Origin of the sequence: Streptosporangium sp. NPDC023825, from assembly GCF_040639575.1 — a bacterium.
In the GTDB taxonomy this organism is placed as follows: Bacteria; Actinomycetota; Actinomycetes; order Streptosporangiales; family Streptosporangiaceae; genus Streptosporangium.
This window is the reverse complement of sequence record NZ_JBFAAE010000017.1, coordinates 67534-90606: the sequence shown is the minus strand read 5'-3', so window position 1 is coordinate 90606 and position 23073 is coordinate 67534. Positions and strand designations below refer to the sequence as shown.

The 23073-nt window shown below is 70.8% G+C and carries 25 protein-coding genes and 1 tRNA gene; 12 read left to right on the top strand and 14 right to left on the bottom strand.

The annotated features are described in order from the left end of the window. Window positions 1–231: 231 nt before the first annotated feature. From AB0G15_RS17610 to AB0G15_RS17560, 11 genes are all read right to left on the bottom strand, one after another. On the bottom strand, window positions 232–1647 hold the full coding sequence (locus AB0G15_RS17610; protein WP_362840506.1) for a serine/threonine-protein kinase: 1416 nt from the start codon (window positions 1645–1647) through the stop codon (window positions 232–234). Next, window positions 1634–2638 carry a LacI family DNA-binding transcriptional regulator gene (locus AB0G15_RS17605; protein ID WP_362840503.1) on the bottom strand — a complete coding sequence of 335 codons (1005 nt, stop codon included), beginning with the start codon at window positions 2636–2638 and terminating at the stop codon, window positions 1634–1636. The genes AB0G15_RS17610 and AB0G15_RS17605 overlap by 14 nt, the downstream gene beginning before the upstream one ends. 105 nt (window positions 2639–2743) lie before the next feature. Further along, entirely contained in the window at window positions 2744–3298 is a 555-nt protein-coding gene (locus tag AB0G15_RS17600) for a GNAT family protein (protein ID WP_362678241.1), read from the bottom strand. 90 nt (window positions 3299–3388) lie between these two features. Then, the gene (locus AB0G15_RS17595) at window positions 3389–3718 is read right to left on the bottom strand and encodes a DUF2516 family protein (RefSeq protein ID WP_362678243.1); all 330 of its coding nucleotides are present in this window, start codon (window positions 3716–3718) and stop codon (window positions 3389–3391) included. Between the two features lie 227 nt (window positions 3719–3945). Next, complete coding sequence (locus AB0G15_RS17590) at window positions 3946–4416, bottom strand: hypothetical protein (RefSeq protein ID WP_362840500.1); 471 nt, start codon at window positions 4414–4416, stop codon at window positions 3946–3948. A 3-nt stretch (window positions 4417–4419) separates the two neighbouring features. Further along, window positions 4420–4950 (bottom strand): helix-turn-helix domain-containing protein, encoded by a 531-nt coding sequence (locus tag AB0G15_RS17585; protein WP_362840497.1) that lies wholly within the window; start codon window positions 4948–4950, stop codon window positions 4420–4422. 261 nt (window positions 4951–5211) lie between these two features. After that, the gene (locus AB0G15_RS17580) at window positions 5212–6135 is read right to left on the bottom strand and encodes a M56 family metallopeptidase (protein ID WP_362840494.1); all 924 of its coding nucleotides are present in this window, start codon (window positions 6133–6135) and stop codon (window positions 5212–5214) included. Then, window positions 6136–6501, bottom strand: a complete 366-nt coding sequence (locus AB0G15_RS17575) for a BlaI/MecI/CopY family transcriptional regulator (RefSeq protein WP_362678251.1) — start codon at window positions 6499–6501, stop codon at window positions 6136–6138. It lies immediately after the preceding gene. Window positions 6502–6562: 61 nt separating this feature from the next. After that, window positions 6563–7093, bottom strand: a complete 531-nt coding sequence (locus AB0G15_RS17570; protein ID WP_362840492.1) for a GNAT family N-acetyltransferase — start codon at window positions 7091–7093, stop codon at window positions 6563–6565. A 59-nt stretch (window positions 7094–7152) separates the two neighbouring features. Next, window positions 7153–7956, bottom strand: a complete 804-nt coding sequence (locus AB0G15_RS17565) for a class I SAM-dependent methyltransferase (protein ID WP_362840490.1) — start codon at window positions 7954–7956, stop codon at window positions 7153–7155. Between the two features lie 2 nt (window positions 7957–7958). Next, window positions 7959–8696, bottom strand: coding sequence for an SDR family NAD(P)-dependent oxidoreductase (locus tag AB0G15_RS17560; protein WP_362678257.1), 738 nt, complete (start codon window positions 8694–8696; stop codon window positions 7959–7961). Window positions 8697–8803: 107 nt separating this feature from the next. Here AB0G15_RS17560 and mshA point away from each other — a divergent pair, with 107 nt between their 5' ends. From mshA to AB0G15_RS17545, 3 genes are all read left to right on the top strand, one after another. Next, window positions 8804–10087, top strand: coding sequence for a D-inositol-3-phosphate glycosyltransferase (gene mshA / locus AB0G15_RS17555; RefSeq protein WP_362840487.1), 1284 nt, complete (start codon window positions 8804–8806; stop codon window positions 10085–10087). 70 nt (window positions 10088–10157) lie between these two features. Next, window positions 10158–10637, top strand: a complete 480-nt coding sequence (locus AB0G15_RS17550) for a YbjN domain-containing protein (protein ID WP_362678261.1) — start codon at window positions 10158–10160, stop codon at window positions 10635–10637. Window positions 10638–10897: 260 nt separating this feature from the next. Further along, window positions 10898–11641 carry a phosphoglyceromutase gene (locus tag AB0G15_RS17545; RefSeq protein WP_362678263.1) on the top strand — a complete coding sequence of 248 codons (744 nt, stop codon included), beginning with the start codon at window positions 10898–10900 and terminating at the stop codon, window positions 11639–11641. Window positions 11642–11813: 172 nt separating this feature from the next. Here the strand turns inward: AB0G15_RS17545 and phoU are convergent, their stop codons facing one another. Beyond that, complete coding sequence (phoU, locus tag AB0G15_RS17540) at window positions 11814–12473, bottom strand: phosphate signaling complex protein PhoU (RefSeq protein WP_362840485.1); 660 nt, start codon at window positions 12471–12473, stop codon at window positions 11814–11816. 158 nt (window positions 12474–12631) lie between these two features. Between phoU and AB0G15_RS17535 the strand changes: the two genes are divergently transcribed. Beyond that, window positions 12632–13813: an ATP-binding protein gene (locus AB0G15_RS17535; protein WP_362840636.1), complete on the top strand. Its 1182-nt coding sequence runs from the start codon at window positions 12632–12634 to the stop codon at window positions 13811–13813. Then, window positions 13810–14499 carry a response regulator transcription factor gene (locus AB0G15_RS17530; protein ID WP_362678267.1) on the top strand — a complete coding sequence of 230 codons (690 nt, stop codon included), beginning with the start codon at window positions 13810–13812 and terminating at the stop codon, window positions 14497–14499. Before AB0G15_RS17535 ends, AB0G15_RS17530 begins: the two co-directional genes overlap by 4 nt. A 211-nt stretch (window positions 14500–14710) precedes the next feature. On the opposite strand, the gene AB0G15_RS17525 is transcribed toward AB0G15_RS17530, so the two are convergent. After that, window positions 14711–15289, bottom strand: coding sequence for a copper chaperone PCu(A)C (locus AB0G15_RS17525; protein WP_362840483.1), 579 nt, complete (start codon window positions 15287–15289; stop codon window positions 14711–14713). A 261-nt stretch (window positions 15290–15550) separates the two neighbouring features. Between AB0G15_RS17525 and AB0G15_RS17520 the strand changes: the two genes are divergently transcribed. The 4 genes from AB0G15_RS17520 (at window position 15551) to AB0G15_RS17505 (ending at window position 17325) form a co-directional block, all read left to right on the top strand. Beyond that, window positions 15551–16033 (top strand): CarD family transcriptional regulator, encoded by a 483-nt coding sequence (locus AB0G15_RS17520; protein ID WP_030924410.1) that lies wholly within the window; start codon window positions 15551–15553, stop codon window positions 16031–16033. A gap of 17 nt (window positions 16034–16050) precedes the next feature. After that, entirely contained in the window at window positions 16051–16509 is a 459-nt protein-coding gene (gene ispF, locus AB0G15_RS17515; RefSeq protein WP_362678271.1) for a 2-C-methyl-D-erythritol 2,4-cyclodiphosphate synthase, read from the top strand. Between the two features lie 189 nt (window positions 16510–16698). Beyond that, entirely contained in the window at window positions 16699–16965 is a 267-nt protein-coding gene (locus AB0G15_RS17510) for a GlsB/YeaQ/YmgE family stress response membrane protein (protein WP_362678273.1), read from the top strand. Between the two features lie 93 nt (window positions 16966–17058). Continuing rightward, window positions 17059–17325: a GlsB/YeaQ/YmgE family stress response membrane protein gene (locus tag AB0G15_RS17505; RefSeq protein ID WP_362678275.1), complete on the top strand. Its 267-nt coding sequence runs from the start codon at window positions 17059–17061 to the stop codon at window positions 17323–17325. A gap of 1102 nt (window positions 17326–18427) precedes the next feature. Here the strand turns inward: AB0G15_RS17505 and AB0G15_RS17500 are convergent. Next, the gene (locus tag AB0G15_RS17500) at window positions 18428–19870 is read right to left on the bottom strand and encodes a DUF2637 domain-containing protein (protein ID WP_362840481.1); all 1443 of its coding nucleotides are present in this window, start codon (window positions 19868–19870) and stop codon (window positions 18428–18430) included. 441 nt (window positions 19871–20311) lie between these two features. Here AB0G15_RS17500 and cysS point away from each other — a divergent pair, with 441 nt between their 5' ends. The 3 genes from cysS (at window position 20312) to AB0G15_RS17485 (ending at window position 22846) form a co-directional block, all read left to right on the top strand. Continuing rightward, window positions 20312–21709: a cysteine--tRNA ligase gene (cysS, locus tag AB0G15_RS17495; protein WP_362840478.1), complete on the top strand. Its 1398-nt coding sequence runs from the start codon at window positions 20312–20314 to the stop codon at window positions 21707–21709. Between the two features lie 23 nt (window positions 21710–21732). Then, on the top strand, window positions 21733–22701 hold the full coding sequence (gene rlmB, locus AB0G15_RS17490; protein ID WP_362840475.1) for a 23S rRNA (guanosine(2251)-2'-O)-methyltransferase RlmB: 969 nt from the start codon (window positions 21733–21735) through the stop codon (window positions 22699–22701). Window positions 22702–22773: 72 nt separating this feature from the next. Continuing rightward, window positions 22774–22846, top strand: a tRNA-Thr gene (locus AB0G15_RS17485). Window positions 22847–23073: the final 227 nt, after the last annotated feature.

Sequence of the window (23073 nt, the reverse complement as noted above, 5' to 3'; positions counted from 1 at the left end):
AGGTGAAAGTTTCACCGGCCGGTGTCGCGGGTGGCGGGAGGGACGGGCACGTCCGCGCGAGGCTCGCCGGCGTTCGGAGGCCGGCGGGAGTCGCGCACCGCGGCCCGGCCGGCGGCTCCGAAATCGCGAACCCCCGGCGGCCGGAACCCGGGCCCCCTCCACCGGAGGATTCGAGGGGGCCCGGCCGTGTGTTCCGGCTTTCCAGCCGGTCAACGAATTCCCAGCCACTTCCTAGCCGGTCAACGCGAGCGACATGAGCAGGAGCTGAGCCTCCAGCGCGTGGCGGAAGTCGTCGGGCAGCGAACCCTCCCGGTGACGATCGGCGATCTTTCCCCGGATCGGGGCGAGGTCGCGGGAGCCCCAGACGCTGTTGGCCAGCACCTGCCGCAGGTCCAGGGCCACGTCCGGACGGATCCTGCCCTCGTCCTCCCCCCTCGCCAGCACCGCGTTGAAGCGCCGCACGCTCTGGTTGAGATTCGGGGCGTGGGAGGGGATCGCCTCCACGCCCGGTACGGGCTCCGCCACTCCCGGTACGGGTTCCGCCACCTGCCCGCCCCGCCTCGGGGAGGCGCCGGACGGAGAGGGACTGGGGCGTGGCGTCGTACCCGGTTCGGGATAGGCGGTGGTGGGGTCGAGAACCGTGGGCGGCACCGTCCCGCGACCCGGTGGAGCGGCCACCTGTTCCTCGTAGGAACCGGAGATCCGGCTCCACACCAGGAGACCCGCGAGCAGCGCCGCCGCCGCCGCGACCACCGTCCAGCGCACCAGCCCGCTCCCGCGGGCCCAGTGGACCGGGGTCGCGGCCGGGGGCCTGAGGACCGCGGCCAGGTCGTCGGCCACCTCCTGCGCCCTGGGCCTGGCCTCGGGCCGGTGCGACAGGCAGACCTGGCAGAGCGCGCCGATCCGGGCGGGCATGCCCGGCACCTCCGCCACCGGCGGCGGTCCCTCCCGGCGGACGTTCTCGATCTCCTCCCAGGTCCGTTCCGGGTACGGGGGATCGCCGGTGAGCATCTCGAACAGCAGCACGCCCAGCGCGTAGACGTCACTCGCCGGGTCCGCGACCGTGCCGGTGAGCCGCTCGGGCGCCACGTAGGGCGGGGTCCCGTAGTCGGAGGCCCGGTCGTCGGCGTCCTCCCCGATGAACGCCGCGATGCCGAAGTCGAGCAGCTTGGCGCCCGAGGAGGTCAGCAGCACGTTCTCGGCGGTGACGTCCCGGTGCACGATGCCCCGCTCGTGGGCGGCGGCCAGCACAGTGGCCAGCCTGGCGGCGATCGTCGCCGCCTCCGCCCACGGCAGCGGGCCCTCGTTGATCCGGTCCGCCAGCGGGCGCCCCTCCAGCAGGCGCATGACGACGTACGCGGCCAGGCGACCGTGCGAGGTCACGCTCTCCCCGTAGTCGTAGACCTCGATCGCGTCGGGGTGGATGAGGCGCGCGGTGGCACGCGCCTCCCTGCGGATCAGCTCGCGCTCCCCCTGGTCGACACCCAGCTCGCCGTCGAGCAGCTTGACGGCGACCATCCGCTGGAGTGACTGGTCGAAGGCGCGCCAGATGACGCTCATGCCACCCCACGCGATCCGCTCCAGCAGCAGGTACCTGCGGGTGAGCAGGTCTCCCGCGCGAAGCCCGACCTGGTCAGGCGGACTCACGGACCACCAGCTCAGTGGGGAGGACGGGATTGTCACGGGGAGTACCGGCCGAGCCCATCGAGAGCAGCAGCAGCCGGGTGGCGAGCGCGGCGAAGTCCTCCACCGGCTGGCGGACGGTGGTGAGCGTGGGGGAGGTCCGCCGGGCGGCGGGTGCGTCGTCGAACCCGATGACCGCCACGTCCTCCGGCACCCGGCGACCGGCACGGCGCAGGGTCTGCAGCGCGGCGGCCGCCATCACGTCGGAGGCGGCGAAGACCGCGTCGACGTGCGGCATCCTGCGCAGCAGCCACTGCATGCCGTGCACCCCCGACGTGTGGCTGAAGTCGCCGTACGCGACCGGCACACCGGTCATCCCGGCCAGGGCGAGGGTCTGCATGAACCCGTCGAGCCGGTCGCGGGCGGCCGGAAGGGCGGGTGGGCCCGCGATGACACCGATGGACCTCCGGCCGCCGAGCAGCAGGTGTTCCGCCGCCTGCCGGCCGCCGTCGCGGTTGTCCATGTCGACGTGGGGGAGGTCGATGCCGTCCGGGGGACGGCCCGCACTCCGTACGGGAATGCCCGAGGCGGCCAGGGTCACCACGAGCGGATGCCTGTCACGTGCGCCGATCAGCAGGACGCCGTCGATGCCTCCGGCGACGAGCGGCGGTGTGGCGATGGTGGAGGTGGCCGCCGTGGCGGTCATCACGGCGAGTGGCACGCCGTGCCCGGTGAGGACCTCCTCCGCGGCCGTGATCATCCGTGCGTAGAATGGCTCGGTGAAGAGCCGGTGCGCGGGTTCGCAGACCACGATGGCCACGACCTGGTCGGACCGGCGGCCGGAGCCGCCACGGGGAGCGCGATGCCTTACGTAACCGAGACGCGATATTGCGTCATGCACCTGCCTACGAGTCGACGTGCTGACTCTGACTGAACCGGTGAGTACCCGAGACGCCGTGGCGGGGGAGACCCCTGCCTCTGCGGCGACTTGGGCAAGTGTGGGTAGATCGGTCATAACTTCCTCCACACCAAGATCCTGCACAGGTGGGAGCGCTCCCAGTGAACCTAGCATTGTTTCGGAAGTGTCAAAAGATGTTTCCGAAAAATCACCATGTGTATGTCAAATTTCCCTGACAACCCAGTCAGGGGCAAGTATCGCCATGATTACGGAGTCATACCATTCCCCGTTTAGACGCAGGGCGTCGCGGCAGACGCCCTCCTGGACGAATCCGATCTTGCGGTATACGTGCGCTGCCCGCTCGTTGAAGGCGTAAACCTCCAGGGCCACCCGGTGCAGCGGCGTGGTGCGGAAGACGTGGTCGAGGGTGAGCCGGATCGCCTCGGTGCCGTATCCCCTGCCGTACGCCCGGGGGCCGATCAGCGCGATGCGCAGGTTGCAGGAGAGGTTGTCGGCGTCGAGCTCGTTGAGCACGATCTCGCCCACGTAGGCGTCGTCCCCGGCGGCGCAGATCGCCAGGTCCAGCCGGTCGCCGTGCTCGCCCCGCGAGCCGTACCAGGCCTTGAGCCCCTCGTAGTCGGGTTTGCCGTGCGAACCGGTCAGCCGGACGGTCTCGGGGTCGTTGACCAGCTCCCAGAGGCCGTCCACGTGCTCGGGGCCGACCGGCCGGAGCGTCACGTGCTCTCCGGGGAGCGTGGGCTTGCGCGCGAACATCATCCGGTGTGTCTACCGGCCGGAACCTCGCCGGGCAACCCGGTTTTCCGGAGCCGTCCAGGGCCCGCGCGAAACGGCGGGCCCGGGACCGGTTCACCAGGGTCCGTACGGCCCCTGGTTGCCGCCGCCCTTGCCGATCTCCCGCACGGCGGGACGCACGTCGGCCAGGTAGATGCCCGAGGCGATGACGGACGCGATCGTGAAGATGCTCAGCACGGGGAGGTACTGCACCGCGGCGGCGAAGCCGAACAGGGCCGCCAGCCCGAGGATGACCAGCCACAGGTTCTTGGTCTGCTTGCCGGTGACCGCGAACGCCCGTGCCGGGGTCTTCACCGCGTGCACGAGCGCCCAGCCCGACAGTGCGAACACTCCGACGGCCAGGATCCAGAAGACCAGGTCCAGGGCACCGTGGATTTCGATCATCGTCTCTCCAGAACGTTCGCCTCGCCGGTCTCCCTCAGCCTAATGCCGAAAGCCCCGTTCGGGTCGTCCTCGGCTCGTACCGGCCGGGCTTGGCGGCCCGTTCTCGCGCCCGCTCGTTCCGGCCCGCTTTCCCGCCCTCGCCGGGCGCGGGCCCTCGGACGCCGAAGGCCCGCACCGGAGACGATGCCGGGGCGGGCCGTGGAACCGGAGTCCGTGAGGGGACTCGCTCAGCCCCTGGGCGGGGTGGACCGGCCGGTCGTGGTCGACCTGCCGGTCGTGGTCGGCTTCGAGGTGCGGGTGCCCTTCTTGGGCGTCCGGGCGGAGGCGATCGCGGGCTCGGCGGCCTCGGAGACCTCCTCCAGCTCCAGGGCGATCTCGCCGCTGGTCTTGGAGACGACCTTGCGGCCGCGGTTGGCGAACTCCTCGTAGAGCTCGTTGGCCCTGCCCGCGATCTGGTCGGCGTAGTCGCGCGCCTTCACGGGGAAGTCCTTGGCGTATCCCTCGGCCTTGCCGGCGAGCTGCCTGGCCCTCTCCGGGAGGTCCTTCGCGGCCTCGCGGATCTCCTCGCGGCGGCCCTGCAGCCTCTGGATCTGCTCGGGAAGCTCGAGGAGCTTCTCGACGGCGAAGTCGCCGGCCCCGGCGACGGCGTAGAACGGCTTGGACTCGGCCAGCTTCTTGACTTCGGCGGTGATGGGCATGGGTTAACCTTCCTTGGTTTCCTCGGTGATGTGGCCGTTGCTCGGGGGGACCGCGTAGGGCTTCAACGCGGTGAGGTATTCCCCGGGGAGCGGCGCCTCGTCGTCAGGCGAGGAGTCCGCGTCACCCCGCCGGGGCTCCGGTGCGAGACGTGCTTTCTGGGAGGTCTGCACGTCGTCGTCCGGGGCCTCGGCCTGCTGGTTCTCCTTGCGGAACGACTCGTAGATGTCGATCAGCACCTGGCGCTGGCGCTCGGTGATGAGGTGGTCGGCCCTGATCGCGGTCAGCACGTCGCTGTCCGGCTCGCGCTCCTCGATGAGGCCCGCCTGGACGTAGAGCGCCTGCGACGAGATGTGCAGACCCTTGGCGATCTGGTTCAGGATCTCGGCGCTGGGCTTGCGCAGCCCGCGCTCGATCTGGCTCAGGTAGGGGTTGGAGACCCCCGCCGCCGCGGCGAGCTGTCGCAGGGAGATCTTCGCGTGCGTGCGCTGCTCGCGGATGTACTCACCGATCGAGCCGACCTTGGGTAGTGCCATGGCTCGAGTCTGCCGCATCGTGCTTGCTATTGCAAACGGGTTGGCTAACACTTGCAAGCACTTTGGGGTGAGCTTGGCTATAGACGGACGAATCCGGCCGGAACTCCAGGGGGAGACCTGGGCTCGGTATGCGAGCCGGCCGTATTTTCAAGGCGGGTCGACGTTTTCGAGGCGGGTCGGCGCGAGGCCGGCCCCGGCGGGTCCCGCCACGGGTCGCGGGACCGGCCCCGGAAGGGCCCGCCACGGGTCCTGGCGCGGCTCTCAGTACGGAACCAGCCACAGCAGCGGTGCCGACGACGTCAGGGCGACGGAGAAGGCGACGATGGCGTAGCGGATCCCGCGCGGCAGGACCGGGATCGGGTTCACCAGGCGCTCGACCCTCGCCATCACGGCGGCGGTGGAGTTCGCGGCGCCCAGCGCGCCGTGCGGGGCCGGGACGGCGCCCGCCGTGCCGAAGCGCAGCAGGGCGGTCGCCAGGCGGCGCGCGGAGCAGCAGCGGCGGGCGACGTCGTCGGCGGCCATCTCCACGAGCAGGCCGACCTCGCTCTGCGCGTCCCTGACCACGCGCGACCAGGGCAGCGCCCGGCGCAGCGCGGCGAAGGGCAGCAGCACCAGGTCGTGCCGCTCGCGCACGTGTGCGGCCTCGTGGGCGAGCACCGCGCTCAGCTCGTCGGCGGAGAGCAGCTTGAGCGCCCCCTCGCTGACCACCACCTGGGAGCGCAGGCCGGGCACGCAGTAGGCGGTGGCGCCCGGGTGGTCGAGCACCCGCACGCCGGGGACCACCGGGTCCTCCCTGGCGATCAGGGCGAGCAGGGTGCGGTGGCGGTGGCGGGCGCGGAACGTCTGCGCGCCCGCGGCGAGAAGCACCAGGATCAGCACGGCCAGCGCGGTGAGCCCGGCGGCGAGCGCGACGATCCTCGGCAGCTCGTACGGCCGGGGGAGCCCGCGTCCGCCGGTGAGCGAGGAGGCCGCGAACTCGTGCAGGCCGTGCAGCACGCCCTCGCCGTAGGGCTCCAGCGCGTAACCGAGCAGGGCGCCCGTCCCGGCCAGGCCCCAGGTGACCCCCAGCGCCTGCCACAGGACGATGGCCACGTGCGGAGCGCGGTAGGTCCACCGCGCCCGGGTGAACCGCCAGGCACCGACCGCGCAGACCAGGGCGAGCGTCGCCAGGGCTGCCGCGGTCATCTACTCGTCCTCCAGCTCCTCCAGGTCCGTCAGGGCCCTGCGCAGGATGTCGGCTTCGGTGCCGGTGACGGCCTGGGCGAACCGGGTGAGGGCCGCCGACCGGTCACCGGTCATATCCAGCGCTTCCAGCATAAGCTCCGCGACGTAGGCGTCGCGGCTCTCCGCCGGTGCGTACCGCCACGCGCGCCCGTCCCGGGTGCGGAGCAGAAACCCCTTGCGGGTGAGCCGGTCGAGCACGGTCATCACGGTGGTGGGCGCCAGATCGCGGTCGGCGATCAGACGCCCGACCTCCCGCGCCGTCACGGGAGATGGCTGTGCCCAGATGATGTCCATGATGCTGCGTTCAAGCTCGCCGAGACCCTTCACGCATCCAAGCCTAACTCCCGCACCACGAGGGGTAGTACTACGGGTTGTCGAGTGACCTGTGTCACAGCTGTTTGACCATGTAGATCTCGTCCCGGTCGTCGCCCGGAGCGAGGCGGATCGCCCGCGGGATCCGGCCGACCTCCACGTATCCCAGCCGGCCGTAGAAGCCCTCGATCCCGGTGCCGCCGCGGACCGTCAGGTGCAGCGCCTCCACCCCCAGGTCGCGGGCGGCGTCGTCGGCGGCCCGCATGAGCAGCGTCCCGTAGCCCCTGCCCTGGTGCTTGGGATCGACCATCACGCGCCACACCCAGCGCCAGTGCGCCCGCAGCCACGACTTCCCGTCGCCCAGGACCAGCCAGCACGCCACCCGGTCGTCCGCGTCGAACCCGACGAGCAGATGGTCGGGGTCGTCGCGGGTGACGTCGCAGGCGGCGAAGGTGGCGGTCGCCGTCTCCAGGATGTCGTCGGAGGTGACCGGGGGGACGAAGCCGACCGACCCTCCGGCGTTGACCACCTCGGTCCAGCACTCGACGAGCTCGCCGGTGAGAGCCGGGGTGAGTTCGGGGTCCACCACGAACCGCAGTTCTGCCATATGCGGACTTTACCAAATATATGCGGACAACTTAGGGTTGCCTTACCAAAGTTTCGACGTCACCTCGGGGCGACCGCGGCCCAGGGAAGGGTGATCTCGCCGAGCCGCCAGCGCCCCCGGCCGCCCAGCGGCGGGTGCCCGGCCAGCGGCCAGGTCCCGGCGAGCGTCTCGGCCGCGGCGATCCAGCGCTGCCGGGAGCCGTACGAGCTCAGGGGGGCGTTGACGGCCCAGGCCCGGTCGAAGTCGCGCAGGAAGGCGTGGACGGGCTCGCCGGGGACGTTGCGGTGGATGAGCGTCTTGGGCAGCCGGTCGGCCAGGTCCGAGGGGCGCTCGAAGGCGTCGAAGCGGGCCGAGAGGGTGAGCGTCCGGGGCCCCGAGCGGTCGAGCCCGGCCCAGACCGCGCGGTGGCCCATCTCCGAGCAGGTGCCCTCGACGATCACCCCGCCCGGCGCGAGCCGTTCGGAGAGCATCGCCCAGTACTCCCACGCCTGCGCCTCCCCGTACTGCCGCAGCACGTTGAACGCCCTGACCAGCAGGGGCGGCCGCGACACCGGCAGCTCGAAGCCGCCCAGCGTGAACGACAGTCCCGGACGCTCGTACGGCTTGGCCGCCGCCACCCTGGCCGGGTCGATCTCGACGCCGACGACCTCGACCGAGGGGCAGATCACGCGCAACCGCAGGAACATCTCCAGGGTCGTGGTGTGCGAGGCCCCGTACCCCAGGTCGACCACCAGCGGGCGGACGGCGGAGCGCAGCAGGCGGCCGTGCGCGGCGACGATCCAGCGGTCGGCCCGCCGCAGGCGGTTGTGCCCGGTCGTCCCCCTGGTGATCGCTCCTACCGGCTTCTCCGTTGGCCTCCGCACGATCAGACGCGGTGGACCTTGTGCTGGGCGGCCTGGGCCCGGGGGCGGATGACGAGGCGGTCGATGTTCACGTGGGCCGGGCGGGTCACGCACCAGGCGATGGCGTCGGCCACGTCGTCGGCGGAGAGCGGGTCGGGCACACCCTCGTAGACCCGTCCGGCGGCGGCCGAGTCGCCGCGGAAGCGGTTCAGCGAGAACTCCTCGGTGTGGACCATCCCGGGGGCGACCTCGACGATCCTGACCGGCCGGCCGACCAGCTCCAGCCTGAGCACCTCGGTCATCGAGGTCTGCGCGTGCTTGGCCGCGTTGTAGCCGCCGCCGCCCTCGTACGAGACGAGCCCGGCCACCGAGGTCAGCATCAGCAGCACGCCGTCGCCCGACTCGATCAGCCTGGGCAGCAGCGCCTGGGTCATGCGGAGCGTGCCGATCACGTTGACGTCGTACATCCGCTGCCAGTCGGCGACCTTCCCGCTCGCCACGGGCTCCAGGCCGATCGCGCCCCCGGCGTTGTTCACCAGCACGTCGCAGCGCTCCAGCGAGGCGGCCAGCTCGTCCACCGACTCCTGTGAGGTCACGTCCAGGGTGACCGGGCGGATGCCGGGCACCTCGGCGGCCAGCTCGTCGAGCCGCTCCCTGCGCCGCGCCGCGGCCACCACCTCGAAGCCCTCGGCGGCGAGCCTGCGGGCCGTCGCCTCGCCGATCCCACTGCTGGCCCCTGTCACAACGGCTGTCCTCTTCATGGATACCCATCCTGCCAGGAACCGCCGGGGCCGCCCTGCCCGGACCTGGCGCGGCTATGTGTCGGGAATGTTGCGGATTTTTCCATGGTTGAGCCCTCTCGGAGGTGGTGTCGGTGAGGCGACGGCGGGTCAACCGGGTCGCGACGATCAGCATGCACACGTCCCCCCTGGACCAGCCGGGGACCGGGGACGCGGGCGGGATGAACGTCTATATCGTCGAAGTGGCGAAACGCCTGGCCGAACTCGGGGTGGAGGTGGAGATCTTCACCCGGCAGACGTCCCGGGACCTGCCACCGGTCGCGGAGATCGTCCCGGGCGTCTCGGTCCGCCACGTCACCGCCGGTCCGTACGAGGAGCTCGACAAGGGCGACCTGCCCGGCCAGCTCTGCGCCTTCCTGTCGGGGGTGCTGCGCACCGAGGCCATGTACGAGCCGGGCCGCTACGACGTCATCCACTCCCACTACTGGCTCTCCGGCCAGGTGGGCTGGCTGGCCAAGGAGCGCTGGGGCCTGCCGCTGGTCCACACCATGCACACCATGGCGAAGGTGAAGAACCTCCTGCTCGCCGCCGACGACAGGCCGGAGCCGGCCGCCCGGGTGCTGGGCGAGCAGCAGGTCGTGGACGTCGCCGACCGCCTGGTGGCCAACACCCCGACCGAGGCCAGGGAGCTCGTCGAGCTGTACGGAGCCGCCCCGGCCCGCGTCGAGGTCGTCAACCCCGGCGTGAGCCTCAGGGTCTTCCAGCCCGCCTCCCAGGGCGCGGCCCGCCACAGGCTCGGGCTGCCGCAGGACGCCCACGTGCTGCTGTTCGTGGGCCGCGTACAGCCGCTGAAGGCCCCGGACGTGCTGCTGCGCGCGGCGGCCAGGATGCTCATCGACGACCCCTCGCTCAGGTCGAGGCTGGTCGTCGCCTGCGTCGGCGGCCCCAGCGGCAACGGTTTGGCCAGGCCCTCCTACCTCACCGACGTGGCCGCCTCGCTGGGGATCTCCGACGTGGTCAGGATCGTTCCCCCCGCGCCCCAGCACGAGCTGGTCGACTGGTACCGCGCGTCCGACGTGACCGTCGTCCCCTCCCACAACGAGTCGTTCGGCCTCGTGGCCCTGGAGTCCCAGGCCTGCGGCACCCCGGTCGCCGCCGCTTCCGTGGGCGGGCTGCGCACCGCCGTACGCGACGGTGTGTCCGGGGTGCTCGTCGAGGGGCACGACGCCCATGACTGGGCGCGGGTGCTCCGCCGGTTCATCTACGAGCCCGCATGGCGGGAGACGCTGTCGGCGGGCGCGGTGGCCCACGCGGCGGCCTTCGGCTGGTCGGCCACCGCGGCCCGGCTGGCGGACGTCTACGCCGGGGCGATGACGAACCTGCACCGCCTCCCGATCGCGGTCAACTCCTGAAGACCCGCGCGCGGGGCGCTCGCGGAGCGGACGGCGCGCTGTTCGTGAGGCCCGCTCGTAAGCTGGGCCCATGCGTGAAGTGATCGAGGCGGCGCTGAAGAGCGCGGACGCCTCCTACGAGCAGCCCCGGCCGGGGGCCTTCCTGGTGAAGCTCCCCGGCCAGCACAAGCTCGCCACCATGACCTGGCTGATCGTCGGCGACCAGGCACTGCACGTGGAGGCGTTCTTCTGCCGTCAGCCCGACGAGAACCACGCCGAGTTCTACCGCTGGCTCCTCACCAAGAACGGCTCCATGTACGGGGTGCACTTCGCCCTCGACCCCATCGGCGACGTCTATCTCGTGGGCCGCGTCCCGCTGGGGGCGGTCACCGACGAGGAGGTCGACCGCCTTCTCGGATGCGTGCTCACCTACTCCGACGAGGGCTTCGACCGCGCCCTGGAGCTGGGCTTCGCCTCCTCGATCCGGCGCGAGTGGGAGTGGCGCGCCAAGCGCGGCGAGTCGCTCGCCAACCTCCAGGCCTTCGCCCGCTTCGCCGACCCCGAGCGCTGAGAGCGACCTTTCCGCCGCCCCGGGGGCGGGGAGACCCCGGGAGCGCGATTCCGAGGGCCGGGCTATCGCGAGGGCCGGGCCTGGGCCGCCAGGCCGCGTCGACGGGCCATGCCCAGGGCAGCCCAGGTCGGGCCAGGGCAGCCCAGAGCAGGCTGAGGGCAGTTCAGGGCAGGCTGGGGGCGGGCTCGGCAGGTTGAGGGCGGGCTCGGGGCGGGTGGAGTGCCGGAAGCGCCAAGCAAGCGCCCACTAAGCTTGTCGGCATGTCGACTTTGGTGCTGCTTCGGCACGGTGAGAGTGAGTGGAACGCAAAGGGTCTGTTCACCGGATGGGTGGACGCGGGGCTCTCGGCCAAGGGCGAGGAGGAGGCACGCCGCGGCGGGCGGCTGCTGCTCGACGCGGGGGTGCGTCCCGATGTGGTGCACACCTCCCTGCTGACCAGGGCGATCCAGACGGCCAACCTCGCGCTGGGCGCCGCGGACCTGCTCTGGCTGCCGGTCTCCCGGTCCTGGCGGCTCAACGAGCGCCACTACGGCGCCCTGCAGGGCAAGGACAAGGCGCAGACGCGGGCCGAGTTCGGTGACGAGCAGTTCATGCTCTGGCGCCGCTCCTACGACGTCCCGCCGCCCCCGATCGCCGACGACGACGAGTTCTCCCAGGCCGGTGACGCCCGCTACGCGCTCCTGCCGGGCGAGCTGATGCCGAGGACCGAGTGCCTCAAGGACGTCGTCGAGCGCATGCTGCCGTACTGGTACGACCAGATCGTGCCCGACCTCGCGCAGGGGAGGAACGTGCTGGTCGTCGCGCACGGCAACTCGCTCCGGGCGCTGGTCAAGCACCTGGACGGGATCGGCGACGACGAGATCGCCGGGCTCAACATCCCCACCGGCATCCCGCTCCGGTACGAGCTGGACGACGCCTTCCACCCGGTCACCAAGGGCGGGCAGTACCTCGACCCCACCGCCGCCGAGGCCGCCATCGAGGCCGTGGCCAACCAGGGCAAGTAGCCCCGGCGTCCCGAAACGGACGAGGGTCATCGGGAACGGAAGAAAAGTCACCCGGAACGGAAAAGCCATCCTGAACGGACGAAAGGAGGGAGGGCCCGCCGGATCCGGCGGGCCCTCCCTCCTTTTCCTTTCAAGAAGATGTCCGTGGGGACCGGCGAAGGGCCGGCGGGCGTCAGAAAGCGGAGGTGTCCTGGGGGCGGGAGCCCGTCACCAGGTAGACCACGTCGTGCGCGACGCGGACCGCGTGGTCGGCGTAGCGCTCGTAGTAGCGGCCGATCAGCGTCACGTCGATGGCCGGTTCGACGCCGTACTTCCAGTCGGGGGCCATCAGGACCTTGAACAGCCTCCGGTGCAGCTTGTCCATGGCGTCGTCGTCGGACTCCAGCTCCAGGGCCGACTCCACGTCGCGCGAGGCGATGCAGCTGCCGGTCTTGGTGACGAGGCGCTCGGCGATCTGCCCCATCTCCAGGATGGTGGAGCGGACCTCCGGCGGGATGGCGGAGTCGGGATGGCGCAGCCGGGCGATCTTGGCCACATGCTCGGCGAGGTCGCCCATGCGCTCCAGGTCGGTACCCATCCGCAGTGCCGCGATGATCATTCTTAGGTCCACGGCCACGGGCTGCTGCCTGGCCATCAGGTCGAAGATCGAGGCCTCGATCTCCGCGAAGATCCGGTTGACCTCCTCGTCCTGGGAGATGACGCTCTCGGCGAGGTGGATGTCGGCGTCCAGGAGGGCGGTGGTGGCCCGCGATATCGCCGACCTCACGAGCCGGGTCATCTCGACCAGCCGCTCGGTGAGGGCGTCGAGTTCTTCGTGATAGGCGTCGCGCATGGGACTCACCGTAGGGCGGTGACGGTGAACGAACCTCGACCGTAAAGTGAACTTTATGGGAAAGGCCGTGGTCATGCCCCCTTAGCAGTCCTCAATGGGAAAAGCCCGACCTACCATCGAGGGCGTGAAGCCTACGGGAGGACCACGTGAGTGAGCTGATGGCGAGCCTGGCCGCACTGGCCGGTTTCGTCGTGGGAGCGCTGGCCGTGATGGTCGTCCGCCATACCCATGGACAGCGGAGTGCGATGACACCGGTTGACGGCGTCGAGCCCGGCGCGCTGCCACAGGGGGTCGCCTCGGTGCTGGCCGTGCTGCCGTCCTCGGCGGTCGTGCTCGACAAGGAGGACCGCGTGCTGCGGGCCAGCTCGGCGGCACGCGCGTTCGGCCTGGTCAAGGGAGATCACCTGATGGCGGCCGAGTTGCTCGCCCTGGCCAGGAAGGTACGCAGGGACGGCGAGATCCGCGAGAGCGAGATCGAGGTGGCCGGCCACAAGTTCGGCCAGGAGTCGACCAACTTCGCGGTGCGGGTCGCCCCGCTCGGCTCGTACGGCCAGGTGCTCGTCCTCGCCGAGGACCAGACCGAGCACCGCCGCGTCGAGGCGGTGCGCCGCGACTTCGTGGCCAACGTGAGCCACGAGCTCAAGACGCCGGTGGGCGCGCTGTCGCTGCTGGCCGAGACCATCCAGGACGCCGCCGACGACCCCGAGGCGGTCACCCGCTTCGCCGGGCGCATGCAGCACGAGGCGGCCCGGCTCACCTACCTCGTCCAGGACCTCATCACCCTCTCCCGTATCCAGGGCGCCGAGCCCATCCCCACCCCGGGCCCGGTCCTGATCGACGAGGCGGTGCACGAGGCCATCGACCGCTGCAACACCACCGCGGCGGCCAAGGACATCACCCTCGTCGCCGGCGGGGTCGAGGGCCTGCGGATATGGGGCGACGACGAGCTCCTCGTCACCGCCCTGCGCAACCTCATCGACAACGCGGTCGCCTACAGCCCCGAGCACACCCGGGTCGTGGTCAGCGCCCGCGCGGCGGGCCCCAACACCGAATCCGTCGAGATCAGCGTGAGCGACCAGGGGATCGGCATCCCCGAGAGCGCCCAGGAGCGGATCTTCGAACGGTTCTTCCGCGTCGACGCGGCACGTTCGCGGGCGACCGGTGGCACGGGCCTCGGCCTGGCCATCGTCAAGCACGTGGCCGCCTCCCACAACGGGGCGGTCACGGTGTGGAGCAAGGAAGGTTCCGGTTCCACCTTCACCCTCCGCCTGCCCGCCTTCGGCGGCATGGCGGTCACGGAACCAGCAACAGTCACGATTCCCCTGGAGGCCGCGCAGTGACTCGCGTGCTCGTTGTCGAGGACGAGGAATCGTTCTCCGACGCCCTGTCATACATGCTGCGCAAGGAAGGCTTCGAGGTGGCCGTGGCCACCACCGGGCCGGAGGCGCTGGAAACCTTCGACCGCAACGGCGCCGACCTGGTGCTGCTCGACCTGATGCTCCCCGGCCTGCCGGGCACCGAGGTCTGCCGCTCCCTCCGGCAGCGCTCCAACGTGCCCGTCATCATGCTCACCGCCAAGGACAGCGAGATCGACAAGGTCGTCGGGCTGGAGCTCGGCGCCGACGACTACGTCACCAAGCCCTTCTCCTCGAGAGAGCTGGTGGCCCGCATCCGCGCGGTGCTGCGCCGCCAGGGCGACGTGGAGGAGCTGGAGTCGGCGGTGCTGGCCGCCGGTCCGGTCCGGATGGACGTCGACCGCCACATCGTCGCCGTACGCGGTGAGCCGGTGCAGCTGCCCCTGAAGGAGTTCGAGCTGCTGGAGGTGCTGCTGCGCAACGCCGGGCGGGTGCTCACCCGGGGCCAGCTCATCGACCGGGTCTGGGGCGCCGACTACGTGGGCGACACCAAGACCCTGGACGTGCACGTCAAGCGGCTGCGGGCCAAGGTCGAGTCCGACCCCTCCAACCCGCGCTGCATCCTCACCGTGCGGGGACTGGGCTACAAGTTCGACCCCGCCGAGGTCTGACCTGCCGAGGTCTGACCTGCTGAGGTCTGAGCCGCGGAGGTCTGAGTCACCCCGCCCGCGCCCGGACGGTCGCCCCCTTCCGGGGCGCCGCCCGGCCGGGCGGGCCCGCCCCGGGCGACCGCTCGCCTCCGGACGATCCGAGGGGCCGTACGGCGTGCCCGCGCCGTACGGCCCCTCGGCGTGTCCGGAGGCCGTCACCGGCCCCGGAGGGTCAGTGGCCCGAGTGCTCGTCCCCGGTGGCGGAGGGGGTGGGCGACGGCGTGGGGGCCGCGGAGGCGCCTGGAGCCTGCGGGTAGGCGGTGAACTCGCGGCTGCGGGTGATGACGGGGATCGTGAGCTGCACGATGCCGGCGTTGGCGAACTGCAGCTGCACCTTGAGGCCCTCGCCGCCCTTGAGCGGCTTCTTCAGCCCTTCGATGAGGATCGTGGGGGTCGGCTTGCCGACGTTCACCCGCTGGTCCTGAGGGAGCGTCACGGGCGCGCTCACCTTCGCCGTACCGAGGGCGGGGTCGATGCCGAGACCGACGAGCTGGTCGGAACCCGCGTTGGTGTTGACCACCGACAGGTAGAGCGGCGTGGCCGCCCCGGCCGGCAGCGTCGCGCCGGAGTCCGGACCCAGGAAGAAGGCCTGGGAGATGTCGATGCCCTTCGTCTTGACCGAGAGCGCCTCGGTCGGCGAGTAGGGCTTGTTGGTGATCGCGTCGGATCCGGCACCGCAGCCGGCCAGGGCCGGAGCGGCTGCGAGGAACGCCGCGGCGACGATCGCCCGGTGGCGGATGTTGCGGGTCACGGTGCGAGTTCTCCTTGTCACGCGTGAGATAGGGCAAGGGCAACCCTATCGGCGACGTTTACCGGGTTTCCCGCCGACCCGCCTCATCATCCGAAGCCGCTGAACGCAGGTCATAAGTGCTTTTTGCCCCTCTGATTCACACACTTGAGCACTTGTCAAGTCATAAGATGCGGCTTTGACCTGCAGTTATGGTGATTTCACTGTTCCGGGAGGCTGTGGATACGTGGTACTCTTGAGTACAGCGGAAGGGGTACTTGTCACATGACTTTCCAGGTCGGCGACACTGTCGTCTACCCCCACCACGGGGCTGCTCGGATCGAGGCGATCACGACCCGAACCATCAAGGGTGAGGAAAGGACCTACCTGGTTCTTAAGGTCGACAAGGGCGACCTTACCGTCCAGGTGCCGGCTGACAACGCAGAACTCGTCGGTGTTCGCGATGTCGTCGGACAAGAGGGCCTTGAGCGCGTCTTCGACGTGCTTCGAATGCCTCACACCGAAGAGCCCACGAACTGGTCCCGACGCTACAAGGCGAACCTTGAGAAGCTGGCGTCCGGTGACGTCAACAAGGTTGCCGAGGTCGTTCGCGACCTGTGGCGGCGAGACAGGGAGCGCGGACTCTCCGCAGGAGAGAAGCGAATGCTGGCGAAGGCCAGGCAGATCCTCGTCAGCGAGCTCGCGCTCGCGGAGAAGACGAACGAGGACAAGGCCGAGGCCCTGCTGGACGAGGTTCTCAACTCCTGAACAAGACATTTCCACGGGTGGGCGTCGGGGTCGACGTCCACCCGTTCGCTTCTGGCCGCGAGCTTCACCTCGCCGGTCTGCACTGGCCCGGCGAGACCGGCCTGGCCGGTCACTCCGACGGTGACGCCGCGGCCCACGCCGCCTGTGACGCCCTGCTGTCCGCGGCGGGTCTCGGCGATCTCGGCGGCCTGTTCGGCACGTCCGATCCCCGGTGGGCCGGCGCCTCGGGTGCCGCCCTGCTGGAGGAGACCGCGCGCAAGGTGCGTGCCGCGGGCTTCGAGATCGGCAACGTGGCCGTCCAGGTGATCGGTAACCGTCCCAAGCTCGCCCCCCGCCGCGTCGAGGCCGAGAAGGCCCTCAGCGCCGCCGTGGGGGCCCCCGTGAGCGTCAGCGCCACCACGACGGACGGGCTCGGCCTCACCGGGCGCGGCGAAGGCGTGGCGGCCGTCGCGACCGCGATCGTGGTGAACCTGTAGCGGGTGTCAGGCGTCTTCCATACGGAACGTGGAAAACGTTCCGGCGGGCGGCGCGGAATGCTCGTCGATCCATATCGAGGCGGTGGCCCGTTTCCTGGCGCGGTACGGGCCACCCCTTCTTTTAGCGTGATCAATGAATGCGCTGGGTAACCCCTTGGTGACCGTGTCTCGTAACAGGGGGAGCCGGACATGATCGTCTCGATTGTCTCCGCAATCATCATCGGCGCCATCATCGGTGCCCTGGCGCGTCTCATCCTTCCCGGGCGTCAGAACATCAGCATCGGCCTGACGCTCATCGTGGGCATCGTCGCCGCGCTCATCGGCTCGCTCATCGCCGGAGCGCTCGGTCTGGCCAACACGCGAGGGATCGACTGGTGGGAGCACATCATCCAGCTGGCACTCGCGGTGCTCGCGGTGCTCCTCGTCGTCCAGATGCAGGCGAGAAAGACGCACTGAAGGATTTTTTGCCGCCGGTAGGAATAACCGTGACTCAGGGGGTAGCCACCTCCCTGTGAGAGTGAAGGTCTCACGATCACTGGGAGGTTGAACATGACTATCGCGTCCATTCTCGGGGCAATCGTTATCGGCGCGGTCGTTGGCGCCCTTGGTCGTCTCCTGCTTCCCGGTAGGCAGGCGATCGGAGTGATCCTGACCGTCGTCGTCGGCATCGTCGCCGCGCTTATCGGTACCGCCCTCGCCCAGGTCCTCGGCGTCGCCACCACGGACGGTATCGACTGGATCGAACTCGTCATGCAGGTGGGCCTCGCCATCGTCGGTGTCGGCCTGGTCGCGGGTCTCAAGCGCTCCAGGGTCTAGCGAACACCCGGGTGAACCATTCCGGTGACCTCGCCGAGACTCGACTGGACCCCCTCCGGTCCGGAGGCAATCGCGGTGACGCGCACGATGTCACCGCGCTCCGGGAGAAGACCCGCTCGGTTCCATCTGGCCTGCCGAGCGGGTCTCGGTCGTTCAAGGCCGGTTCGAGCAGCCTGCCGAACCGGCTTCCGGCCGACCCTGACCCGGGCCCGGAGGTGAGCAAATCGCCGGTCCGCAGCGGGGCGCCGTTCACACATGTGTGAGCGAATAGCTGCGGGCCGGTCCAGCACCCGATGGTGAACGGCGGTTCCGGCAGGAGACCGCTGCTCGGTTCCATCGCGGCGTGCGGCCCCGGCCCCGCCGCCGCCCGGCCGGCCTGTCCGGCGGACGGGCGGCGGCGGGGCCTGACGCCGGGCGGCGGCGGGGCCTGACGGGGCCTGACGGGGCCTGAACGGGCCGTACCCGCCCCGGCCGACTCCAGCTGCCCCGGCGGGACCCACCACGAGTCACCTCGAGCGGAACCGCCCGCGGAGCGACGGACGGCCCGGGGAACCGCCCGCGGAGCGACGGACGGCCCGGGGAACGGCCCGCAGGCGTGGCCGCCCGGGCCCCGGGCGATGAAGGCCCGGGATCACAGGCCTTCTCGCACGGAGAACGTGGTGTTCGAACGCCTGGACCACCCAACCAGCGCGTGCGGCGGGGCCGAAAGGACGCCGACCACGTAGCCGATCTCAGCGGTCTCGGCCAACCCGGCCGAGAGCCCCTGCTGAGCGACGGCCCGAGGACCGGGTCAGCTCCTCCCAGGCCCCGGAGCTGACCCGACGGGCCTACGACCGCAGCACCGGGGCACCGGACGCGGTCACGCCCTACCGCCTTGCCGCCCCCGCCCGACGGGCGTCCGCGGCCGGTCGCGCGGCACCGGACCAACGGACCGACGGGCCGTCGGACCGACGGGTCCCGGGGGAGCCGGGTCGCCGGAACGTCAGGTTCGGGGTTCGTGTCGTGCTCGACGGCCACCTGGAAGCGGATCGGATCCGCCTCCTCCTCCCGCGATCAGGTCCGTTCCCCGGCTCGCCCTCGTCTTCGACGCACCCTCGATCTCTCACTCACCCGGGGGTACGGGCGTGCTGCGCATCCGCCCGGAGGGCGGTGCCGCGGCGCCGGCCTCGTCGTGCGACCGCGCTTCGGCGTCCTCCCCGGCCTCGGCGGCCTCGGCGCCGTGCGCCGGGTCAGGTGACTTTCCGGTCTTCCGGCCCGTGCGCCTCTCCCCCGCCACATGCGCCTTCGCGGCGCTCCCCGAGGCCGTCTCCGCGGGCGTCGTCGCCGCCTGCTCCGCGGTCGTCCCGCCCGGCGGGACACTCGCCGGGCGGTCCTTCACGGCGAGGATCGGCTGGGTGTCGGCGTCGCGCTCGCTCACCTCGGCCGCCTGCTCCCGGGGAAGGTCGGTGTCGCTGTCCCACGTCTCCACCCGCTCGCCGACCCTGCCGCCGCTCTCGGGCTCGGGTGCCCGTACGGCCGGGCGGGGCGGGTGGACGAGCAGGTCGCCCTGGCGCGGCCGGACCAGGTCGCCCCAGCGCATCGGCTTGCCCGGCCGGGGAGCCGCGGGTTCCCGCGAAGGTGGCGGGTCCTGCGGGATGTCGGTGACCTCGGGCGTCTCCGGTGCCGCGGTAGGACCAACCACCGGCTCTCCCACCGGGAGGTCGTGGTGCGGGGCGGCCTCCAGGGGAGGCGCGGAATGCGGGTCGAGCATGATCTCCGCCGCGGAGTGGTGCACCAGATGCCCCGGATGCACTGGGTGGCCCGGACGGTCCCCGTGACCGGGGTGGTCCCCATGACCCGGACGTTTCCCGTGACCCGGATGGTCTTCATGGCCCGGACGGGCTTCGTGGCCGGGGTGCTCGGGGTGGGCCGGCGGGTCCTGCCACCGCTCCTCCGGGTCGGGCGCGCCGGGGCGGTTCGGGGCCGCCCGGCTCGCCTCGGGGAACGGCACGATGTCGCGCTCGGACGAGGGCAGGCCGTACGGGGCCGCGTCGCTCGCGGCCCTCCGGGCGGCGGCGTGTTTGATCAGCAGGAGCCAGAGCCACAGGGCCAGGATCAGCATCACCCAGGGGGCGACGGCGACCACGACGGCCGCGCGCCCCTCGTCCACCGCCATCCGCATGGCGGTGGACACCTCGGCGGCGGCCGCGCCGGCGAACAGCAGCGTCAGGATCACGCCCGCCTGCAGCCGTACCGGCCACCGGCCGCCGCGCAGCAGCAGCACGCCGATCATCGCGATGACGAGCAGGGCGTCGAAGGCGGCGGGATACAGATACGCGAGACCGACGGGCGCCCTGCCCGCCACGGCGAGGGCGCGCAGATCCTCGAAGGAGAGCACGCAGGCCGCGGCGGTGAGCGCGGCCACGCCGACTCCGGTGACGGCGATCCCGGCGCGGCGCAGGGCGACGGACACCCGGCTCGGCTCGGCGGCGGCCGCGGTGGGCAGGGGCGGGGGCGGGGACGGGCGGGAGATCGAGCCTGCCGCCCTGGGGGATTTGACGTCCATGGCCCTTTGAGCCTACAGAATCGGCATCTAGCATGATCGGAGAAGTTTTCGAGGGCGGTCGAGGCAGAGGGACGGCTCCCTGCCAGGCCTTACCGCCACCTCATCCACCTCATCCATCTCAGCCACGTCATCGCTGCGTCATCGTCGCGCGGAGGTGAGAGGGACGGCCACCTCGACAAGGTGATCCCGACGGGGCGCTCGTCCAGGAAATGACGCGCGAACACCGGGGGCGGGATGGGGCGGCGGGATGGGGCGAGCGGAATCTCCAGGTGAAGAGGGTGATCGCCAGGATCACTATCGGCCGCGCCCTCTGTCGCGATGCCGTTCTGCCAGATCAACTGAGCGACATTCGCCGCCAACGGTCATAAAACACTCTGCTGAGTGTCTTCAACGTCCCGCAACTCGGTTTGTGAGGGGAGGTGAGGCATTAGCCTTGCCTTCGTGAGCCTGCAGCTATACGACACCAGCGTACGCACTGTCCGCGAATTCGTCCCGGTCGAACCCGGCCGGGCCTCGATCTACCTGTGTGGTGCCACCGTGCAGGCTCCCCCGCACATCGGGCACATCCGCTCGGGCGTCAACTTCGACGTGCTCCGCCGCTGGATGATCAGGTCCGGCTACGAGGTGACCTTCTGCCGCAACGTCACCGACATCGACGACAAGATCATCAGAGTCGCCGCCGCGGAGAACGTGCCGTGGTTCGTCGTCGCCGAGCGCAACCAGAGGGCCTTCACCTGGGCCTACGAGGTGCTGGGCTGCCTGCCCCCCACCGTCGAGCCCCGCGCCACCGGTCACGTGCCCGAGATGATCGAGCTGATGGACCGGCTGATCGCCGCCGGACACGCCTACGCCGCCGAGGGCGACGTCTACTTCGACGTCATGTCCTATGCCGACCGGTACGGCTCGCTGTCCAACCAGAAGCTCCAGAACATGCGGGCCGCGGGTGACACCGACACCGACTCCTGCAAGCGCGACCCGCGCGACTTCGCGCTCTGGAAGGGCGAGAAGCCCGGTGAGCCGACCTGGCCGACCCCGTGGGGCCGGGGCCGCCCCGGCTGGCACCTGGAGTGCTCGGCCATGGCGACCAAGTATCTCGGGCCCACCTTCGACATCCACGGCGGCGGCGTCGACCTGATCTTCCCGCACCACGAGAACGAGCTGACCCAGTCCCAGGCGGCCGGCGACGGCTTCGCCCGTTACTGGATGCACAACGGCATGCTCAAGATCGGCGCGGAGAAGATGAGCAAGTCGCTCGGCAACTCCCTGCTGATCCCCGAGGTCACCAAGAAGGTCCGCCCGGTCGAGCTCCGCTACTACCTGGCGGCCCCGCACTACCGTTCCTCGATCGACTACTCGGAGGAGGCGCTGTTCGAGGCCGCCTCGGCCTACCAGCGCATCGAGGGCTTCGTCACCCGCGCGGCCGAGGTCATCCACGACGTCGACGCCCACGCGCCGCTTCCTCAGGCCTTCTCCAACGCCCTCGACGACGACCTGGGCACCCCCCAGGCGCTCGCCGTGGTGCACGAGGTGGTCCGCGAGGGCAACGTCGCGCTGGCCCAGGGCAACAAGGAGCAGGTGGCCAGGCTGCTCGCCGAGACGCAGAACATGCTCGACGTCCTCGGTCTCGACCCGCGTTCGGAGCAGTGGCGCTCCTCGGGCGGCGAGACCGGCATGCGGGCGACCGTCGACGCGCTGGTCGCCGTCGCGCTGGAACAGCGGCAGGCGGCGCGGGCGCGCAAGGACTTCTCGGCGGCCGACAGCATCCGTGACCAGCTTTCCCACGCGGGCATCCACGTCGAGGACACCCCCCAGGGGCCACGCTGGGAACTCTCGCGGTGAAACCAGGCCGTACGCTATAGACCATGGCTGGTGGGGGTAAAGGGTCCGGGCGACCCGCGAAGAAGAAGAGTCCGACCAAGGGCACGGGCGGCAACGTCCGTCGTGGCCTGGAGGGCAGGGGAGCCACCCCGCCGGCGCATCTGCGGCACTGGCACAAGGACAAGGCGCGCACCGAGCGGATCGAGCGCGAGGAGAAGACCGGCAGGTCTCCCTCTCCGCGTACCCCGGTCCGCACCCGGCGGAGCGACGACGCGCCCGAGCACATCGGCGGGCGCAACCCCGTCGTCGAGGCGCTGCGGGCCGGGGTTCCGGCCAGCACGCTCTACGTGGCTCTACGGATCGACAACGACGACCGCGTCAAGGAGTCGGTCCGCATCGCCGCCGACCGGGGCATCGCGATGCTGGAGGTCGGCAGGGAGAAGCTCGACCGCCTCACCGAGGGCGGGATCCACCAGGGCATCGCCCTGCAGATCCCGGCGTACGACTACGCCCACCCCGACGACCTGGTCCGCGTGGCCCAGGAGGCCGCGGAGGTCCCGCTGATCGTCGCTCTCGACAGCGTCACCGACCCCCGCAACCTGGGTGCCATCGCCCGCTCGGCGACCGCGTTCGGCGCCCACGGCCTGGTCATCCCCTCCCGCCGCTCGGCAGGGGTCACCGGCGGCGCCTGGAAGACCTCCGCGGGCACGCTGGCCAACCTGCCGGTCGCCCGCGCCGCCAACCTCACCGCCACCCTGCGGGAGTACCGCGATGCGGGCCTGTTCGTGATCGGCCTGGACGGCGAGGGTACGGTCGACATCGGTGAGGCCAACCTCCTCGACGGCCCGCTGGTCGTCGTCGTGGGATCCGAGGGCAAGGGCCTGTCCCGCCTGGTCCGCGAGTCGTGTGACCTGGTCGTCCGCATCCCGATGCACGCCGCCGCCGAGTCCCTCAACGCCGGGGTCGCCGCCGGCATCGCCCTCTACGAGGTCGCCCGCCACCGCCGTTCCTAACGGTTCGCGATCGGCAGGGCATACCTCGGTGACGTAGGGGGAGTAAGCCGACTACACTCGTCTGGCGACCGTGCCGACGTAGCTCAATCGGCAGAGCAACAGTCTTGTAAACTGTAGGTCAGGGGTTCGATTCCCCTCGTCGGCTCGCAACAAAGGGCCAGGTCACCGGCATACGGTGACCTGGCCCTTTGATCGTTGAGCGGACTTCTCGCCCTTCGGTGCCACCCGCGTGCCACCTTGAGAGCCTTGCCCAGAGCCTCCGCGATGGCCTTGTCAGGTCCTGACCGGCGTGCCGGTAGATCAGCGCCGCCCGCGTGGAGGAGCGCCCCCAGCTCTTTGAGGCTCGCCCCGCTGGAAGCGGCCAGGGCGTTG

Coding starts and splice junctions, on each gene's coding strand:
- AB0G15_RS17505 (WP_362678275.1), top strand. CDS start 17,059: ATGACTATCGCGTCCATTCTCGGGGCAATCGTTATCGGCGCGGTCGTT.
- phoU (WP_362840485.1), bottom strand. CDS start 12,473: ATGCGCGACGCCTATCACGAAGAACTCGACGCCCTCACCGAGCGGCTG.
- AB0G15_RS17595 (WP_362678243.1), bottom strand. CDS start 3,718: ATGATCGAAATCCACGGTGCCCTGGACCTGGTCTTCTGGATCCTGGCC.
- AB0G15_RS17570 (WP_362840492.1), bottom strand. CDS start 7,093: ATGGCAGAACTGCGGTTCGTGGTGGACCCCGAACTCACCCCGGCTCTC.
- AB0G15_RS17560 (WP_362678257.1), bottom strand. CDS start 8,696: ATGAAGAGGACAGCCGTTGTGACAGGGGCCAGCAGTGGGATCGGCGAG.
- AB0G15_RS17535 (WP_362840636.1), top strand. CDS start 12,632: ATGGCGAGCCTGGCCGCACTGGCCGGTTTCGTCGTGGGAGCGCTGGCC.
- AB0G15_RS17520 (WP_030924410.1), top strand. CDS start 15,551: ATGACTTTCCAGGTCGGCGACACTGTCGTCTACCCCCACCACGGGGCT.
- AB0G15_RS17550 (WP_362678261.1), top strand. CDS start 10,158: ATGCGTGAAGTGATCGAGGCGGCGCTGAAGAGCGCGGACGCCTCCTAC.
- AB0G15_RS17590 (WP_362840500.1), bottom strand. CDS start 4,416: ATGCCCATCACCGCCGAAGTCAAGAAGCTGGCCGAGTCCAAGCCGTTC.
- AB0G15_RS17500 (WP_362840481.1), bottom strand. CDS start 19,870: ATGGACGTCAAATCCCCCAGGGCGGCAGGCTCGATCTCCCGCCCGTCC.
- AB0G15_RS17545 (WP_362678263.1), top strand. CDS start 10,898: ATGTCGACTTTGGTGCTGCTTCGGCACGGTGAGAGTGAGTGGAACGCA.
- AB0G15_RS17510 (WP_362678273.1), top strand. CDS start 16,699: ATGATCGTCTCGATTGTCTCCGCAATCATCATCGGCGCCATCATCGGT.
- AB0G15_RS17605 (WP_362840503.1), bottom strand. CDS start 2,638: ATGACCGATCTACCCACACTTGCCCAAGTCGCCGCAGAGGCAGGGGTC.
- rlmB (WP_362840475.1), top strand. CDS start 21,733: ATGGCTGGTGGGGGTAAAGGGTCCGGGCGACCCGCGAAGAAGAAGAGT.
- AB0G15_RS17580 (WP_362840494.1), bottom strand. CDS start 6,135: ATGACCGCGGCAGCCCTGGCGACGCTCGCCCTGGTCTGCGCGGTCGGT.
- AB0G15_RS17585 (WP_362840497.1), bottom strand. CDS start 4,950: ATGGCACTACCCAAGGTCGGCTCGATCGGTGAGTACATCCGCGAGCAG.
- AB0G15_RS17600 (WP_362678241.1), bottom strand. CDS start 3,298: ATGATGTTCGCGCGCAAGCCCACGCTCCCCGGAGAGCACGTGACGCTC.